The sequence below is a fragment of the Pseudoalteromonas sp. BSi20652 genome (assembly GCF_000239855.1).
Lineage (GTDB): Bacteria > Pseudomonadota > Gammaproteobacteria > Enterobacterales > Alteromonadaceae > Pseudoalteromonas.
The window spans coordinates 29487-47693 of the sequence record NZ_BADT01000191.1 but is presented as its reverse complement, the minus strand read 5'-3'; the positions used below and the strand labels follow the sequence as shown (position 1 = coordinate 47693).

Genomic DNA, 18207 nt, shown 5'->3' with positions numbered 1-18207 from the left:
CTTATAAAGCTGGGATAACCAAAAATGAAAATTGATTTAGCAACATTCTTACCTTATCAATTAACCAATGTAGCAACACGTGTAAGTAACGACTTTGCCAAGGTTTATCAAACTAAGTACGGTTTAAATATTCCCCAGTGGCGAATACTTGCTAATTTAGCGCAGTATGGTCAAAGCAACGCAAAGGATTTATGCACGCAAGCAAATATGGATAAATCGACCGTTTCACGCGCGATAAAAGTATTAATTGATAAAGGTTTAGTGAGAAGTGAGTTAAATGCACAAGACAAACGCGCAGCATTACTTGTGCTGAGCCAAGCAGGGCAAAGCTTATATGAAAATATAACGCCCGATGCGCTGAATTGGGAAAAACAATTACTGAGCACTTTAACTAACGAAGAATACGAAGTGTTAGTGAGTATTTTTGAAAAGTTAAATAATAAATTAAAGGCATAAAAAAGCCCACAAAGTGGGCTTTTAAAAGATGTTTTAGGTTACAGTTCTAAATTAGAAAGTGTAACGAACGCCTACACGCATTTGCCATACAGATGCATCAGTTTGTACTGATGTATTTGCATTGTTTGCATTAAAGTCAGAGTAAACGTAGCGACCTTGATCATCAAGTGATGTTGAAATCATGCTAGCACCTACGAAAGGACCTTTCTTAAGTACGCCCCAATCATCGTTTAATAGATTTGTAAGGTTATCAATTACGAAGAACGCTTCACCTTTATGTCCGTCCATAAAACCAGGAAGCTCTTGTGTTAACTTAAAGTTAAACTTAACAAACCAATCAGAGTTTTCTGCGTTACGACCTGAAATTTCACCACGTTTTAAGCCTTCAGAGGCAATAAATTCATTGAATTCATTGATATCAGCAGCACTCATGTTGTAAACAACGTTAGGATCGTTTTCAAGTGGAACATACAATAGTTGGCGGTTGCCATTCCAGTTGTTGTCACCGAAGGTATCATCACTATCATCAAACGTGTAGCTGTAAGGTAAGCCTTTATATGCTTCACCGAATAGGTTAAAGCGAGTAGCAAATCCATCAACAAACTCATGGCTATAACCAAGAGTCATAGTAAAGCGATGTGGAATTTCGTAATCAGATGAAGCAACACCTGGGTTACCCGGATTTGTTAGGGCAATGTTACCGTAGTTAGAACCAGCTACAGAGCTAGTCATTGGGTTAACATCATCAGAATCTGTGTATGCATAACCAAAGTTAACGCTTACACCATTATCAAACATCTTGCTAACCGCTAATGAAATAACAGATGAATCACCGCTATCACCGCTCACATTTGTTAGTAAGTATTCGTTAGAACGACCTTCAATTGATTCGTAAAGAGGGCGGCCATCAAATGTAGTTTCGCCAGAATCTTGAAGTGCGATGTCACGCATTAATGCAGCATCTTTTTTCTTCGAGTATAAGTAATCTAAAGAAATTACATATTCGTCTTCTGTCGTATATGTCGCACCAAGTGAATATTTCCACTCTGAAGGAATTTCGAAATCTGGGTCAACAGCATTTGCAGTTGAATCACCTGAGCCGATTACTGTGCCAGCTACTTTATCAAATTGAGACTGAGGTATTTCAAATCCAGGAGTACCATTATTAACATTAGGTGTTGCGAATAAATCGATAGCACCAAACTGATTTGCGCTAATATTAGTAATGCCGTCGTTTGAGTAAGAGTTAGATAGCCAAACGTTAGGGTTACCACCTGAGAACAAGCCAACGCCTGCACGAACTTCAAGTGCGTCTGTAGCGTACCATTGGAAGCCAACACGTGGTTGAATTAAATCAATACCATCAAATGTACTTTGGTTACTGTAGCCATAGCGGTCAGTAAAGTTTTGATTTAAGTTAGGTACGTCATCACTAGTGTATTTATCGTAGCGTAATCCAAACGTTATGTTTGCATCTAAATCAGTGAATGAATACTCGTCTTGCACGTAAAATGTATGCTGAGCATATGAGAAGCTCGCAGCAGCATCATTTGGATCATTCGTAGCTGCCGCATTGTTGTAGAATATAGCACTTGCAATACCGTTTTCAAAATCATTGATATTGTTAAAACGATATTCACCTTCAGTGTGCTGAACGAATAAGTTAAATACATCCAACTCTTCAAACTCGTAACCTGCCGTAATCGTATGCTGGTCAAGGTAGTAAGTACCTGCTACTTTAAACGTTGTAGTATCGTAATCTAAGTCATTTGATTGGCGTGAGTCATCTGGACCAATATAAACTGTACCACCATCTTCGGTACGAATTTGCATTTCACCAAAGCTACTTGCAGCATCTAATGATTGTACTGTTGCATCTAGCTCAGATTTACCTAAACGAACTTCAGTAGAGAAGTCATCTGACCAATCAGAGTAAACAGATGCAATGATTGAAGTGAATTCCGCACTTTGGTTATAAAAGTGATTAGATAGTGATACACGGCTAGAACCAGTATCAGACTGTGAAACAGTATTACCATCGTTGTAGTTGTAGATTAAGTTTGCACGGTGATCTTCGTTGATATTCCAATCTAGTTTAACTAAGATTTTTTCATCTTCAACAGGCATACTTGAAGGCATTCCGCCTACATCGTAACCATATACAGTTTGAGCAATGCTTGTGATACGCGAGATATCATCAGCAGTTACACTGCCACTGCTTAAACCATCGTAGTTAAATTGTTGAACACCTTCAAGTTTTTCATATGAAGTGAATAAAAATAGTTTATCTTCAATTAGTGGAAGACCTACGTTGAAGCCGTAACGTTTTTCAGTATAGTTACCGTTATCAACGTCATCACCTTCAATTTTATCACCCTTGAAAGAGTCGCTAGTGTAATCGTAGAAAACAGCGCCATGAACATCATTGCCACCAGATTTAGTTACTGCGTTGATGTTACACGATGTAAAACCACCGTATTGAACGTCAAATGGTGCAAGTTCAGCTGAAACTTGTTCAATTGAATCAAAAGAGAAAGGGGCGCGAATAGTAGGGTAACCATTTGAGCTTAAGCCGAAGTTATCGTTCATACGAACGCCGTCTAGCGTTAAGCTGTTGTAGCGAGGGTTACCACCACCACAGTTAATTGAACCACGGCTATCATCAATTGTGATACGCGGATCGATACGAATAATGTCTTTTAAATCACGGTTAATAGCTGGCGTATTTTCAAGATCAGTTAGCGTAAATGTAGACGCAGGACCAGTACCACCAGACATAGAGCTAATTGGCGCGCCAGAAACCACAATTTGTTCCATGCTTGATTGTGATTCAAGTGAAACGTTTACTGGGTAGTCGTTACCAATATTAAGAATAATGTTATTGAATTCTTGGTCTGCATATACATCAGAATCAACAATTACTTTATAAGGACCGCCAACACGCAGGCCTTTAGCTGTGAAATAACCAGCGTCATTTACTTCAGTTGTTTTTACTGATCCAGAAGGCACATGTAAAATTGTTACTTTTGTACCAGCTGCTGGGTTGCCATTAGGACCCATTACTTGACCTTTAATTGCAGAGGTCGTTTCGTTAGCCATTGCAGCGCCACTTACACCAACACATGCTGCAATAGCAAGTGAAAGAGCTGTTTTGCGTAATTGAGTTTTCATTTAATTTTCCCGTGTAGTTAATCATTAAATTTTTATATTTTTATTTTAAATTTTGCATAAAATAAACATTCAAGGTTCATCTTATTTAAAATCCGCTGCTAGTGTACCTCATTTATTCGTTACAAATAAAATACAACTGCAATATTTTTTAATAAATAGTACGATTATTGTCTATTTACATGTTTTCTTGAGTAATAACTCTATAACAGGAGCATATGTTACGTTAGCTATATGACAAAAATGTGAAATTATAAGGTCAAATACAAAAACGGATTGCAAAATTTGTATCGTGTTTAAGATTAAATATCAGCCATAACTACACTTTTAAAATAATTAAGCCAAGGCCAAAATTATTGTTCATGCTAAATTTTAAGGGTAAAGATTAACTTTAATCGTACTTTGTTTGTTAGTCGTCATTTTAAGTGCAGTTTTAATTCATTTGCAGAGGGATCAAATAAAGTATTTAGCAATCCCGCTAAGCGAATTCCTGCTTGTTGAAGGCGTTTTTTTACAATTGGGGTATTTTCAAAAACGTAGCTATAACTCACTTCTTCGGTTGTTGATTCATAAATTTTATTAGCTAAGTTACGCGATTCCTCTAACCACGTTGTTGGCGTGCTTTGTAAATATTCGGCAATTAATTCACTATTATTTGTATCTATAAATTGAGCAAATTCGGTATACGATAAATTTTGGTTTTCAATCAGTTTTGTATCCCAGAGGCTATGAAGGTTTGTATCTTGTTTAAAGAACGCTACTTTTATGCTGTTACCGCCTCGGTCTTCACTTCGACCAGCATGAAATGGTTGATGACTGTCACCTACTAAATGAACTAAAAAACGTAAACTAAATTGTTTATCGCTTAAAGAACTCTTATCGTCAGTCAATGTTTGCATTGAATAATGGATACCTTCAAGAATATTACTTACCGATTCTTTGGTCTTTGTATGGGAGTGATTAAGGCTTAAAGGTTGGCCTGGTGCGGCATTAATATAATGCCAGCGAGATGAATTTTTTTGCCAAAATACACCAGGGTCAGAGCGCATTTCATCTGGCCATGTTGATATTTGAGCAAGCGATTCACCCTTTAGAAGCGGTAATATTGTTGTTTTTGTTGTTTCGTTTAAATGTGTCTCGGCTATTTTACCTATAATACGATGACCATTTTGACCCCATGCGTACGCATCACTACTTGTAAAAATGGCACTAATTAATAATGCTGAAGTTATTGTGAGCTTGAAATTGTTATGCATTAGCACTTCCTAAGTTAATTTTTATTTTGCTATTATAACTTATGCAATCGATTATCCTTACTTTTGCGATTAATGGAAAGGAGTTAATTAAATTCATGGTTTTTTGTTTATAGTTATTATAAGTCAGTGGGTTACGGTTTTTCGCATCGTTTTTAAAAAGTAATAAGTGACAATATTCAGGCATACCGTAGTCTTTTTTTATAACGTTTACTTTATGTTTTAAACGTACTTTGTAACACAGGATGTTGCTTAATTTGGCTTTGGTGTCAACTAAGTGCAAGTAAAGCAGGGCTTCATTTTTCTATTGTAATTGCACTTTAAGTGAATGTTGTGGTGAACTAATTCATTATCTGTAATGAGTTCACCACAAAAAGAGGCTGAAGATTTTTTATTGATAGGGTTTACTTAGGCGTAAACTCTGCTGTTTTAAGTGGACTGTTTTTTTGATATAAAGTCTTGAAGTGCCTGGGCATCTGTTTCGTCGGTACTAACAAAGCCTTTTTTATTTGTAAGTTCAGGATAACCATCACCTCCAGAGGCATTGTAGCTATTTAGGCTCATTCTATACGTTTTATTTTTATCAAGCGGCTGACCATTAATTACTACATTAAGCAACTGGTTATTTTTACGCTCAAACGATAATTTATGGTATTGCAAATAAGCGCCAGCATCCGGTGGGAAGCTCGTTACTGTATTTAAATAATCCCATAAATCACTGCCTTGCCAATCAATATAGGTAATACGGTTTTTAAAAGGATGTACTTTTAAAATATCTTTATAGCTCACTTCACCAGCTTCTATTGAGCTTCGAATACCACCACCACTTATTAGTCCAAAGTCTGCACCTACTACATCCATTTGAGCTTGAATAATTACGCGAGCAAGATTTGTTTGTTGGTAGCGAACTTTGTTTCTGTCACCTTCTAAGCGAGCATCTACTTTACCAATGGTACCTTCAATTTGTTTAGCGCCTTTAGCTTGGTATACCGCTAAATAAGATTCAAGTTTAGGGTCTGGTTTAATGTACTCGTTTGCTAATACTTCTTTAGTAGAGCCATCAGCTTGAACTTTATCTACATACAAATTAACAGGCATAAGTTTGTACTCTAGTAACGTTAATTTTCCGTCTTCAAGCTTAAACTCTGCTTTACCAACATACTTACCCCATTCATGGGCTTGCATAATGTAAGTACCGTTTTGCTGATCGGGTTTACAAGCAAGGCCAGGTTTAAAGTTATCGTCATTTACATTTGTATCACTCATACACACAGGTTCTTGTGAGTGGCCACCAATGATCATATCAAGCGTGTTTGCAGGAAGTAAGCGAGCAAGCGTTACATCACCTGGCGCATTTATACCAAATTTAGCATCTACAAAATGGCCCATATGCGTAAGTGCAATAGTAATATCTGGATTGTATTGAGCTTTAATTCTTTTTGTTAATTTAGCGGTAACGTGAACCGGATCTTTAAACTCTAAATGGCCAATATATTGTGGGTTACCAATTTTAGCTGTGTCTGTTGTTGTTAAACCTATAACAGCAATAGTTAAGCCATTCTTTTTGAATATTTTATAGCTATCAAACGCGTGTTCGCCTGATTCTTTTTCAAATATATTGGCAGATAAAAAAGGGAAGTTCACCCATTTTTGCTGTTGCTTCAATACATCAATAGGGTTATCGAATTCATGGTTACCTAATGCCATTGCATCGTAACCAATTAACGACATACCTTTAAAATCAGGTTCCGCTTTTTGTAAATCTGACTCCGGAATACCGGTATTAATGTCACCACCAGAGAGTAGTAATACTGCATGACCTTGCTTTTGGGCTTCATTACGTAAAGAGTCAATTAACGTTTTGCGAGCGGCCATACCGTATTCGCCTTTTTCGTTTTGCCAAAAACGGCCGTGGTTATCATTAGTATGAAGAACAGTTAAATATTTAGTAGGAGTACCGCTAGAAACAGATTCAGGAGCAGGAGATGTGCATCCAAGTACACTAAAAATAATCGAAAATAAAATAATTATACGCATAAAATACCTATGGATTAAGGTCTACTTAATTTATCAAGCGGGTAGTTTAAACTAGTTTTATGCTAAAAAAACGTACTTATTGACATTTTATTTAGAAGGTACAGTTAATCGATTTGTGGCAGCACGTTCGCGGCGCTTTAACTCTGCATCCGCATATTCCCGCTTATTATGGTTAGTACCTATCATCCACGTTAAAAAGCTTGCTGGTAGTTTTGTGTATGGTTCGCCTTTGTGTAAACCAAAGTCGCAAATTGTTTGTTTAGTGTGTGGCATTGTTAGTTCCTGTTGTTTGTGTTTTTTAAATTTAACAAAAAGTTGCCACACTTTTAAGATGATTTAATTTAAAATAATTAGATTTATATAGCAAAAAAGAATATAAATAATGGTATATGTAATTAATTTGTTATTAATACGGTCTTAATTGTACCAACTCGCACTTTAGAATCGATTTTAATCGCCGATGGCATTAATGTGCTAACGGATAAAATAATTATCTAAAAACTATAACAACAGGAATACACCATGAAAAAAATTTTACTTGGCTCAGTACTCGCTGCAGCAAGCTTTACAAGTGCTGCCACTATTGTCGAAATGAACACCAGCCAAGGTACAATAGAAATTAACTTATTCGATCAACAAACACCTAAAACAGTCGCAAATTTTTTAAGTTACGTTCAAGACGATTCATATAACGAAACAGTGATCCACCGCTCTGTTAGTAACTTTGTTATTCAAGGGGGGGGATTTACATTTTCTGACTCGCTAGATGCGATTACTACAAAGCCTGCTGTAGAAAATGAACCTGTTTTTTCTAATGTTAAGGGCACCATTGCGATGGCTAAACTATCGGGTGATGCTGATAGTGCAACAAGCCAGTGGTTTTTTAATATCACAGATAACAGTGCTGCACTTGATACGCAAAACGGTGGCTTTACTGTGTTTGGACAAATTACGGCAGCAAGCCAATCAACGTTAGATAAAATTGCAGCGTTAGTACACTGTGGTGAAACACCTGTGGTTGGTATTACTGCTGAGCAATGTGCAAGTACTGATGTAACAATTAGCAATGCTAATTTAGTGACTATTCAAAATGTGGCGATAATGGATGATGATCCTAATTCAGCGGCAGGTCTTACTGTTATTGAAAATACGCGAATTGATTCTAACTCATCAACAGACTCAGGTAGCAGTTCTGGCGGTGGGTTAATTTGGCTTTTAGGTGCTTTTTTACTTGCGGTTCCTCGTTTAAAACGTGCTAAATAATTAAAATTAACAGTAATGTGGATGGCGTAAACCAGCCGCCCACATTATTATTAAACTTTGCTGTTTAAAATAATACTCGCCAAACCATCGTAAGCCAAATTGAAAACACACAAACACAACCTAGTAAAAACACGTTAAAACGTGCGCGTACGTTATTTTCACCTAAATGAATAACACTATGCACAATACGTGTTGCTACAAATAAACAGGCCAGTATAGCTACAAGCGAACTGGCACTATTTAGTTGTAGTGCAAGTAAGCACCCTGCGTAAAAAAGCACAGGTATTTCAAACTGATTTGAAAAGTTTCTATCTGCAACCCTAATAGAATCGCCAGCTTTATCTAATTGCATTGTTTTAAAATCGCTCAAATCTAGTTGTTTGTTTTTAGCTGCTGCAAATCGCCTTTTACCCATAATGAGCATGACAATCAGTGAAAGCGTAACTTGTGCAAACATGGCAAGTATGATGATTTTTTCCATTGTTTTTCCTTATTATTATTTAGATTTTGTGTATCTTTTGATATTGAATGATTTTTAATCTCGAAGGTTGGCAGACTCGCAACTAATAGCCGATTATGAAGACATTTTTCACAATGTGTTACACAAAATAGCGTTATTTTGTAGAAAGTTATTAATTGAAAATGTTAGTTTAGCGTAACTATATTGCTTTGAATTGGCGCACGCTCTTTTGCGCAATACTTTTTAATGGAAAAAAAATGAAAAAGATTATTGGTTTTAGTGCTATTGCACTTGCAGTTTTAAGTGGTTGTTCAAATACTGCTTCGGTTTCTGTCGCGCCTCAGGTTTCTGTATTATCAGATACGTTAGTTGTAAGCCCTAACGATAACCGCGAATATAAAACACTTAAATTGGCAAACGACATTGAAGTTATTTTAGTGTCTGATCCGAGCGCTGAAAAATCAGCAGCGGCACTAAGCGTCGGTGTTGGTTTACTACACGACCCGATGTCGCAACAAGGTATGGCTCACTACTTAGAGCACATGCTGTTTTTAGGCACCGATCGTTACCCAGACACAAAAGGGTATTCTGATTTTATGACCAAAAATGGTGGCGCGCATAATGCCTATACGTGGCTTGATATTACTAATTACATGTTTAAAATTAATAATGACGCGTTTGATGAAGGGCTAGACCGTTTTGCTGACTTTTTCAAAGCGCCTAAGTTATACCCTGAGTACACAGATAAAGAAAAAAATGCAGTAAACGCAGAGTGGTCAATGCGTCGTGAAATGGACTTTTTTGGTCAATTTAAACTCGCGCGTAAAATGATGGGCGAACATCCCGCTAATCGCTTTTTAATTGGTAATCTAGAAACACTTGGTGACAAAGAAAATAGTTCACTTCATAAAGAAACGGTTGATTTTTATAATAAATATTATTCTTCAAATATTATGAAAGTAGCGCTTATTTCTAATTTACCTATTGCTGAAATGGAGCAAAAAGCGCAAAAATACTTTGCTGATATAAAAAATAAAAACATCGAAAAACCTACAGTGACTGCAAAACTTGATTTTGATAACGCTGGCGGAAAACGCGTGTTTTATGCACCAAATGAAGATGTAAAACAGCTGCAACTTGATTTCACCATTGCTAATAATAATAGCGAATTTGCGCTTAAACCAAACCGATTTGTAGCGTATCTACTAAGTAATGAAATGCAGGGTAGCCCAGCGCAACTGCTTCGTGACAAAGGGTGGGTATCTCAGTTGTCAGCTTCAGCTGCACCAAATCAATATGGTAACTACGGGTCATTAAATGTAAATGCAGAACTTACAGATGAAGGCATGAAAAATCGTGACGAAATAGTCGCGACTATTATGCAGTACATCGACTTAATTAAAAACGAAGGGGTTGATAGTAAGTACTTCAACGAAATTCGTACATCACTAAACAACCAGTTTAAGTTTTTAGAAAAAGGTGATGAGTTTAATTATGTAAGCTCGCTTACACAAAGCATGCAAGACTATCCGTTAAATCACGCTATTAATGCGCCATATTATTATGCAAAATTTGACGCTGACGCGGTAAACAATGTACTTGAGCAGTTAAATGCCGATACTCTTCGTATTTGGTATGTATCACAGCAAGAAGAAACTGACTCGCAACTACACTTTTACGACGGCAAATACCGCATTAGTGATATTAGCGATGATGAAATTGCCAGCTGGAAAATACCAAGCGAGTTCAAGCTAGCATTACCGACTGTAAACAATTTATTGCCTGAAAATTTCGCGATAAAAACTCAAGCATTTAAAGAGCAAAAACACCCTGAGCTTGCTTACGATAAAAATGGTGTAAAAGTATGGCGCCAAGCAAGTCAAAAGTTTGCAGAGCAGCCAAAAGGGCTTGTCGAAGTTTATATAAATACTCAACCAGGTTTGAACGATATTAAAGCTGAAGTCCTTTATTCTGTTTGGGCTGATTTGTACAATATTCAACAAAGTCAGTTAAGTACCGAAGCAGCAATCGCTGGTATGAGCGTAAGCTTAGCACCGAGTAATGGTCTTGTTTTATCTATGAGTGGTTTTACAGATAAGCAAGACGTATTGCTTAAACAAGCCTTAAGCGGATTAAAAGCCGATGAAACAGCACAAGCATTTAGCCAAGCAGTAGATCGCTTTAAACGTAATTTACTAAACCAACAAAAACAGTTTCCGTATGCACAAGCATTTGGCGAGTATTCAAAACTAACGCGTACAGGTGGCTTTGATACAGACGCGCTTATTAAAGCGGCTGACTCAGTGAGTGTTGCCGACTTAGCACAATTAAAAACCGCTACGTTTGTACAAAACGATTTACGCGTATTTAGTTACGGTAACTACAATCAGCAAGATATAGACGCGATTGCACAAGAGTTAAGTGCAACATTACCAAGTAATCATAAGCGCAGTGAATTTGCGCAAAGCAAAGCATGGTTGCCACAACCGGGCGAAACGTTGGTACTGCAAAAAGATATTGATGTAGCTGATGTAGCTGTAGTTGATATGACGGTCCACCCAGTTGCAGGCTATAAACAAAAAGCAGCAGCAGCTGTATTACAAAGTCACTTTAGAACAGTTGCGTTTGATAAAATGCGTACTGAGGAGCAACTTGCATACGCAGTAGGTGCATTAGCTCGCCCAATCGAGGATTACTCTGCAATTGGTTTGTATATTCAAACACCGGTTAAAGGTCCTAAAGAAATACAAGCCAGGTTTGATAAGTTTAAAAAAGAATACGCAGTTGAACTTGATAACATGAGCGAAGAGACGTTTGAGCAGCTTAAAAACTCTACTCTTGTATCACTTAAAGAGCAGCCTAAAAACTTGAGTGACGAAATGAGCCCACTTATAAACGATTGGTACCGTGAAAACTTTACCTTTGATTCTAAGCAAAAGCTGATTGATGAAGTTGAAAAAGTAACGCTTGCAGATATAAAAGATTACTACAAGCAAACAATGCTTAATCCTAATGCCGCACGTTTAAATGTGCAATTACGCGGTACTAAGTTTATAAAAAGTGACTTTGCCGATTTACCAAACCAAACTAAAATCACGACGCTTGATGCCTATTACAATGGTATTAAACTACAAAAATAAGCTTTATTTATGTAGCTAAAAATAAACCCCAATGTATTACTACATTGGGGTTTTTATTTATTAAGCTAATTAAGTCATTACTAAAGCTTAAGCCATTACTAAAAAGCCTATAACAGCTAATGCCGCAGCAATCAGTGTATATGGCAATTGTGTAACGGCATGGCTCATTAAATTACAACCAGAACCTTGCGCTGCGAGTACGGTTGAATCTGAGTAAAAACATGCTTGGCTACCAAAAGAAGAAGCCGATAATAGCGCACCAATGACCAATGGTATGTTTGCATCAACTGCATTTGCCAGTGGCATAACAATCGGAATTGATACAGCAAAAATACCCCAGCTAGACCCTGTTGCAAACGCTAAAATAGCCATTGAAATAAATACCACGGCTGGTAAATATGCAGCGGTCATATAAGGGCTTAAGCTACCAATAACAAACTGAGGCAAACCAATTAGGTCGCATACATCTTTAAATATAAACGCTGCTATAACAGTACCAATAGCGGGAATCATACTTTTAAAGCCATCAAGCATGCGTTCAATCATTTCACTTACGCTCATTAATTTTTGTAATGCATAAAACGGGAGAGTGACCGCCATTGTTGCTAATAAGCCTTTGTATACGTCTATTTCAAAGTAAACAGTAAATGCAACCAGTAAAATAATCGGCACTAAAAAGTTACGTAATTTACCTTTAGGGTCGGCATCTTCAAAGCTTTCTTCTACTGCTTTTACTGCATATTCATCTGCTGTTTGAACGTCATTGTATTGGGCTGGATCAACTTGAGCTTGCTCAATTTGCGCCATTTGTTCTGCTTTTTTCATTGGACCAATAGCAGGAATAACACCCAACACAACAAGTAAAACAACAAGCACTGCAAACCACGCATAAAACATATACGGAATAGCTTGAATATAAACCGCAATACCTTTGCCTTCTTCAGCAATACCGTTATCTACGAGTAAGCCACCAAAAAATACCGCCCAGGTAGATAAAGGAACAAGCACACAAATTGGTGCAGCAGTTGAGTCAACAACGTAAGCTAGCATTTCACGACTAACTTTAAATTTGTCGGTAATGCGTTTCATGGTTTCACCCACAGTAAGCGCATTTAAGTAGTCATCAATAAAGATAACCACACCTAAGCAAAAAGTCATAAACAAAGATGAACGCTTACCTTTGGTGTACTTAAGAGCTAGTTTGCCAAAAGCAGACGCGCCACCTGTACGCACTAATAGCGCGATAAGTGCGCCAAAACCACCACATACAAGTATTAGCCAGCCGATGGTTTCGTCTGTCATCACTTTTAGCGATGTACTCGCAAAGTTAGTAAGTACCTGTGCAGGATCGGCTATAACTAAACCAACTAAAGCACCAATAAGTAAAGATAAAATAGGGCGGCGTAATACAACAGCCAATACAACCACCACTAATGGTGGAAGTAAACTTAACGCAGAAGGTTCAAGCATTTAAGTATTCACAAAATTAAAAGCATAGTTTAAAAATTAAAAAAGTATTAATTTTTAAACTGCTTATACAAAAACAAAGAAGATGATAAGTTTGTCGTTAAATCATCTTCCAAGTCACTGCTTTTGTACGCGTGGGAGGGACACATAAAAAGTTATGTTAAATAGCTGTTTAAGTGAAACGCGTTGGCTTTGGCGCCAGACGGTGCAAGGAGTGCAAACCGCTATTGTTGTGCCTGTAAAAACATCGGCGCAAAAATAATCCGCTTTTTAATTTCAGTCAACAAAAATTTACATGTTTGATAAAGTTTTATTAGAGGCGGTTTAATTGAGTGCTTTGTAGCGCTAATTCCTTGATGTAAAGAGATGCCATTCATCAACTTAAAAAATTATTGAAGAAGCAGCAAAAAGTAAGATTCGACGGTAATTGATGTTAAAACCGCCGTGATTATATTGTCACTTAATGATTAAAGTCTTGCTTGTTCTATTTGTTTTGCAACATTTAGGTTTATATTTAGCCATGTTGCTTCAAGTGTCGAAACCAGACCGTCATAGCCGTCATCATCTATAGGTACTAGGTTTGAAAAATTATGAATACTTATAAGACGTCGGCCTGTTTCAGGGTGTGTGTAATATAAACGCCAAAGCCCAGAAATATCAGCGTTACCTCCCATATCGCCATTAAAGTGCTGAATCTCGTATTCAAGCTCATAAAACGTTTGTTGATCGAGTTCAGTAATGACCGGTAAGCCTTTTATTACCATCCAGTTGGGCATAGCATTAAAAAGTGTTTGCTGGGCTGTTGCAGTGAGCATTACATCCGGCGATTCGCCCCACAGGTTGTAATTTGCAGCATGAATTTGGTTGCTGTCTATTTTCATAGCAATGCCCAAATTATTTAAAGCACCTCTGAGTACAACGGTTTGTACTCTTAATTGCGCATCTGTGTCTGCTACATTTCGAGACGATGCACCTATAGGCTGCTCAAACTGATAATACTGTGTGGCAGTTTGTATTGATGAACTACAACCTGCCAATAGTAATAATAAACTTGCAGTTAAAAAAAACGATTTCATTATTGCTTCCTTGGTTTTGGGTCGGCTGGTAATGACTTATCAAAAATTAGCATGTTAGGTTGCTCGTTTAATCCGCGAGTTAGAGGCTGAAGGCCCTCACTTAAACGTTTAAACTCTTTTAATGTTTGCTGTATTTGATGATGAAGTTCTGAGCCTGCTTGGTAACTGGCCATGGTTTTATCAAATTGGCGCATAGTGACTTCAAACTGCTCCATGCTTTTTGTCATCTTTTCGAAATTACGGTTAAAGTCACCCGGTAAATTTTGTGTATCTTTTTGGCTTAGCAGCTCTCTCATTTCATTAGCAAGCGCTCGATAATCGGTAAATGTGGCTTGCATTTGCTCTAAGCTATCTTCAACTTTTAAGTTGTTTACTTTATTAAGTACATCAGAGACTTGATCTGCTAATACAGTTATACCGCTAGAAATACTCGGAAAAACATCATACTGCACAAGTTTACCTAGGTGTGCTTGCGGTGCATCTGGGTATATATCAAAATCTACATACACAGCACCCGTTAATAAATTACCAGGCTTTAACGAGGCGCGCATACCACTTTCAATCCAGCCCTTTAGGCTACCTTGCCAATATTCTTTAGCTGAGGCACTGTCATGATACAAACGTCCGTATTCTACTTTTATAAGCACTGGAACCGCTGTATTGTGATTTCTAAAGTGGGCTGGTTTACCGTCAACAATTACATTGGCAGGGGTTTCAACAACAGTACCTACGCGCATACCCCTATATTCCACAGGTGCACCCGTGCGAAGTCCGCGAACCGATTGCTCAAATTCTATAAGGTAATAGTCAAAATCATAAAAACGCTCTTCTAACGCTTCTTTATAGCTCTGGCTTAATGAAAAGCCATGTCCATCTTTTGCTATTTCACCTGGCGCTTGTTGCTCAGGAAAACCAACTGAAATACCACCTTTTAAAAGCTTGCTTAAAGAGCCTGTGTTTATATTAATGCCATCGGCAGATAGGTCTATTTCAATACCTGCATTTACCCAAAAAATTGAGTTCATAGTTATGAGATTTTGATAAGGCTCTTTAATAAAAACACCATACTTCATTGCTTGGTTTTTCCAATCGAAAGTAGCTGTTTCTACTTGACCTATTTTATAGTTTTTAAAAAATATGCCAGTGCTAACATCAAGTACTTCAGCGTTGTAACTCATTAATTTAAAACGGCCACCCTCGACATCTTTACCGATAAGAGCCGGTTCATCTTGTAACTCAAAACGCTCTTTTAGCTCTTTACTCTCACCAGGAGAAAATTCTAAATAGACACCTGATAGCAGTGTACTCATTCCGCTAATACCGGTTTCATCAATGCGTGGTTTAACGACCCAGATTTTTGCATCATCAGTTAATAAATGATTATAGTTTTTATCTATTTGCGCTCGGGCAATAACACTGTCTTGAGAATCGGATAAACGAATGTGATCAATTTGACCTATTTTTACACTGCGAACTTTTATTTCTGTTTTACCTGCAATAATACCTTCAGCTTGTGGCATTTCTATAAAAATAGTGGGACCTTTATTTGACAGATACTGATACAGCATCCATACACCCATCAGTAGTGCAATGGCCGGAATGATCCAGATAGCTGAAATTCTGGGTTCTTTTGTTATTTCGGCTGTTTCGGTCATTCTTTAGTCTCTGAAGTTTTGTTTTTAGGTGAATCCCACAATAATCGCGGATCAAAGGCGTGGGCAGCCATCATTTGGCATATTACCATAACTGTAAAAAATACAATGCCTAATCCTGGCGTTACTGACATTAAATTACCCAACTGTATTAGGGCAACTAAGATGGCGACCACAAATACGTCTATCATTGACCATTTGCCAATAAACTCAGTAAGTTGATAAATTCGTGTGTAACTTTTTGTGTGACTGTTTGCAGGCCTTGAAACCATAATGCATAAAAAGATCAATACAAAGGCTTTGGCAAGTGGCACAACAACACTGGCTAAAAATATAATAGCTGCAATAGGGTAGGAGCCACCGTTCCAAAGTGTAATTACACCACCAATTAAAGTAGAAGGCGTTTCATCTCCTAAGCTCGTGGTGTGCATAATAGGTAATATATTAGCGGGGATATAACAAACAACAGAGGTTATTAGCCAAGCTGCTGCTTTTTGTACGCTATGTGGTTTTCTTACATGTGTTTTAGTATGACAACGCTGGCAAATATGGCTAGTGCATAGTTGATGGCAAACATGACATGCTTTGATATTTTCATCTATTGCGCGTTTTGCATGCTGTGCGCCTTCGAGTATTTTTACTGGCTTTATTTGAGCCCATAAGCGCGGGCGGTTTAAGTGAACAAGCGCTGCTATGTATAAAATAACAAACCCTACATAAGCCCAAAAACTTGTGCCAAAGCTAATATCAGCCAGTGACATTATTTTTACCATACTGACGAGTACGCCGATTAAAAATATTTCCGACATAATCCATGGCTCTAACGCAAGCGTGAATTTTAATAGTCGCCTTGCAATGCCCTCGGGCAACGTTTTTAATACCCCAAGGTGCAGAGGAATTAAAATAAGAAGTAAGCTCATAGGCAAAGCAATGATGCTTAAATCAATAAAAAACCCGAGTAATTCGCTATCGTGATTAAATAAAATTCGTGCAGCATCGGGCAGAGTAATTGTTTGCGTAATGCCACTACTGCTAAATGATAAAAAAGGATAAAACATACTGCTCAGCAGCATTAGTAGCGCGCTAAAGCTGAGTGCAACTATACGACTGTCGTGATTCACATCGGCTTCGCAAAGTTTATGGTGACAATGTGGGCATATCGCCATTTGTTTTGCGATTATGCGAGGTATATCTATGATCAGATCGCAGCAGGGGCAGACAGTTTGCAATTTAATACCAAGCAAGAAAAATGTTTGTCCAATTTTGCAATATTTAATGCATTAATACAACGCGAACAGCGAATAAGCCTTTAAAAGCCAAACATTTTAATATTGTTTGGCTTTAGTACTTTTAGTCAAATAACGCCACTGTTTGGCGTGTAAGCGCTATTAGCTCACCGGATTGTGACCATATACAGCCATCTTCTAAACCGTAACCATCTTTTGAATGATGAGTGATTGCTTCAAAACCAAGCCATTCGCCAGGTGTTAAGTTTGGCTCTTGCACAAACTCTAAATACCACGACATGCTACTTGCAGGAGCAGGCTGTTTAAACATTTGTAAAAGTGTTGGCGGCCATGCATCTGTCAATGCAATCACATGGGCTTCAGTTATTTGCTCTGGGGTGTGCTTAAAGCGCATCCAGCCACCTAAATGAGAGGTTTCTGCACTACTAAATGGCATACCCCCTTGCTGTGGGCATAAATCAATATGTTGAAAAAACTCAGGCATTTGGTCTTTTATAAAAGGTAATGTATGTCGCTCGTCTACCTGCTTTAAACTCAAAGACTTTGAAACAGGCACATGAATACCCGACTCTCTACCTTTAGCAAAACACGCTTGTACAATAACGCAAACTTGCTCATTTTGAATTGCTTTAGCGAGTACCTGCGTGCTGCTTTTCCCTTGTCGCAGTATTTCAATTGATAAAGAGAAAGGAGTATCAGCTAGTAACGGCCCGACAAAATTAGTGCTGAGTGAAAGTAGGCGACGATCATCCGTTACCTTACTTCTGATTGCTTGATATAATAGTGCAGCCGAAAGTCCACCAAAGGCTGTTCTGCCTTGGCACCAATTTTTTGGAAATTGCATTGTACTAGTTAATTGTTCTGTATTTTCGACTTGACCAATTTTTTCCGCTTGTTGAAGTAGTTGCTCAAAATGCATGAAGATGTCCTTTTATAGTGCGATTTAATAAATTTATAACATAACCCAACTAGTCAGACCAGTAATTAA

The 18207-nt window shown here is 37.7% G+C and carries 12 protein-coding genes and 1 pseudogene; 3 read left to right on the top strand and 10 right to left on the bottom strand.

What is annotated here, in order from left to right:
• Positions 1-24 precede the first annotated feature (24 nt).
• A complete protein-coding gene (locus P20652_RS03645) occupies positions 25-456 on the top strand; it encodes a MarR family winged helix-turn-helix transcriptional regulator (RefSeq protein WP_008171345.1) in 432 nt (143 codons plus the stop codon).
• 51 nt (positions 457-507) lie between these two features.
• Here the strand turns inward: P20652_RS03645 and P20652_RS03650 are convergent, their stop codons facing one another.
• From P20652_RS03650 to P20652_RS03665, 4 genes and pseudogenes are all read right to left on the bottom strand, one after another.
• Entirely contained in the window at positions 508-3627 is a 3120-nt protein-coding gene (locus P20652_RS03650) for a TonB-dependent receptor (protein ID WP_008171343.1), read from the bottom strand.
• 413 nt (positions 3628-4040) lie between these two features.
• Entirely contained in the window at positions 4041-4880 is an 840-nt protein-coding gene (locus tag P20652_RS03655; RefSeq protein ID WP_008171341.1) for a S1/P1 nuclease, read from the bottom strand.
• Between the two features lie 401 nt (positions 4881-5281).
• Positions 5282-6914 (bottom strand): annotated as a pseudogene (ushA, locus tag P20652_RS03660) (bifunctional UDP-sugar hydrolase/5'-nucleotidase UshA).
• Between the two features lie 87 nt (positions 6915-7001).
• On the bottom strand, positions 7002-7187 hold the full coding sequence (locus P20652_RS03665) for a hypothetical protein (protein WP_008171336.1): 186 nt from the start codon (positions 7185-7187) through the stop codon (positions 7002-7004).
• Positions 7188-7436: 249 nt separating this feature from the next.
• Here P20652_RS03665 and P20652_RS03670 point away from each other — a divergent pair, with 249 nt between their 5' ends.
• Positions 7437-8177, top strand: coding sequence for a peptidylprolyl isomerase (locus P20652_RS03670; protein WP_008171334.1), 741 nt, complete (start codon positions 7437-7439; stop codon positions 8175-8177).
• Positions 8178-8241: 64 nt separating this feature from the next.
• Here P20652_RS03670 and P20652_RS03675 read toward each other — a convergent pair whose 3' ends face one another.
• Positions 8242-8658 carry an MAPEG family protein gene (locus P20652_RS03675; protein WP_008171332.1) on the bottom strand — a complete coding sequence of 139 codons (417 nt, stop codon included), beginning with the start codon at positions 8656-8658 and terminating at the stop codon, positions 8242-8244.
• A 236-nt stretch (positions 8659-8894) separates the two neighbouring features.
• Between P20652_RS03675 and P20652_RS03680 the strand changes: the two genes are divergently transcribed.
• The gene (locus tag P20652_RS03680; RefSeq protein ID WP_008171330.1) at positions 8895-11777 is read left to right on the top strand and encodes an insulinase family protein; all 2883 of its coding nucleotides are present in this window, start codon (positions 8895-8897) and stop codon (positions 11775-11777) included.
• Between the two features lie 87 nt (positions 11778-11864).
• On the opposite strand, the gene P20652_RS03685 is transcribed toward P20652_RS03680, so the two are convergent.
• The 5 genes from P20652_RS03685 to P20652_RS03705 form a co-directional block, all read right to left on the bottom strand.
• Entirely contained in the window at positions 11865-13247 is a 1383-nt protein-coding gene (locus P20652_RS03685; RefSeq protein WP_008171328.1) for a Na+/H+ antiporter NhaC family protein, read from the bottom strand.
• A 464-nt stretch (positions 13248-13711) separates the two neighbouring features.
• Positions 13712-14320: a PqiC family protein gene (locus tag P20652_RS03690; RefSeq protein WP_008171324.1), complete on the bottom strand. Its 609-nt coding sequence runs from the start codon at positions 14318-14320 to the stop codon at positions 13712-13714.
• Positions 14320-15975 carry an intermembrane transport protein PqiB gene (gene pqiB, locus P20652_RS03695; protein WP_008171323.1) on the bottom strand — a complete coding sequence of 552 codons (1656 nt, stop codon included), beginning with the start codon at positions 15973-15975 and terminating at the stop codon, positions 14320-14322. The genes P20652_RS03690 and pqiB overlap by 1 nt, the downstream gene beginning before the upstream one ends.
• Positions 15972-17138: a paraquat-inducible protein A gene (locus tag P20652_RS03700; protein WP_237707147.1), complete on the bottom strand. Its 1167-nt coding sequence runs from the start codon at positions 17136-17138 to the stop codon at positions 15972-15974. Before P20652_RS03700 ends, pqiB begins: the two co-directional genes overlap by 4 nt.
• A 184-nt stretch (positions 17139-17322) precedes the next feature.
• Positions 17323-18138, bottom strand: a complete 816-nt coding sequence (locus P20652_RS03705) for a thioesterase family protein (protein ID WP_008171319.1) — start codon at positions 18136-18138, stop codon at positions 17323-17325.
• Positions 18139-18207: the final 69 nt, after the last annotated feature.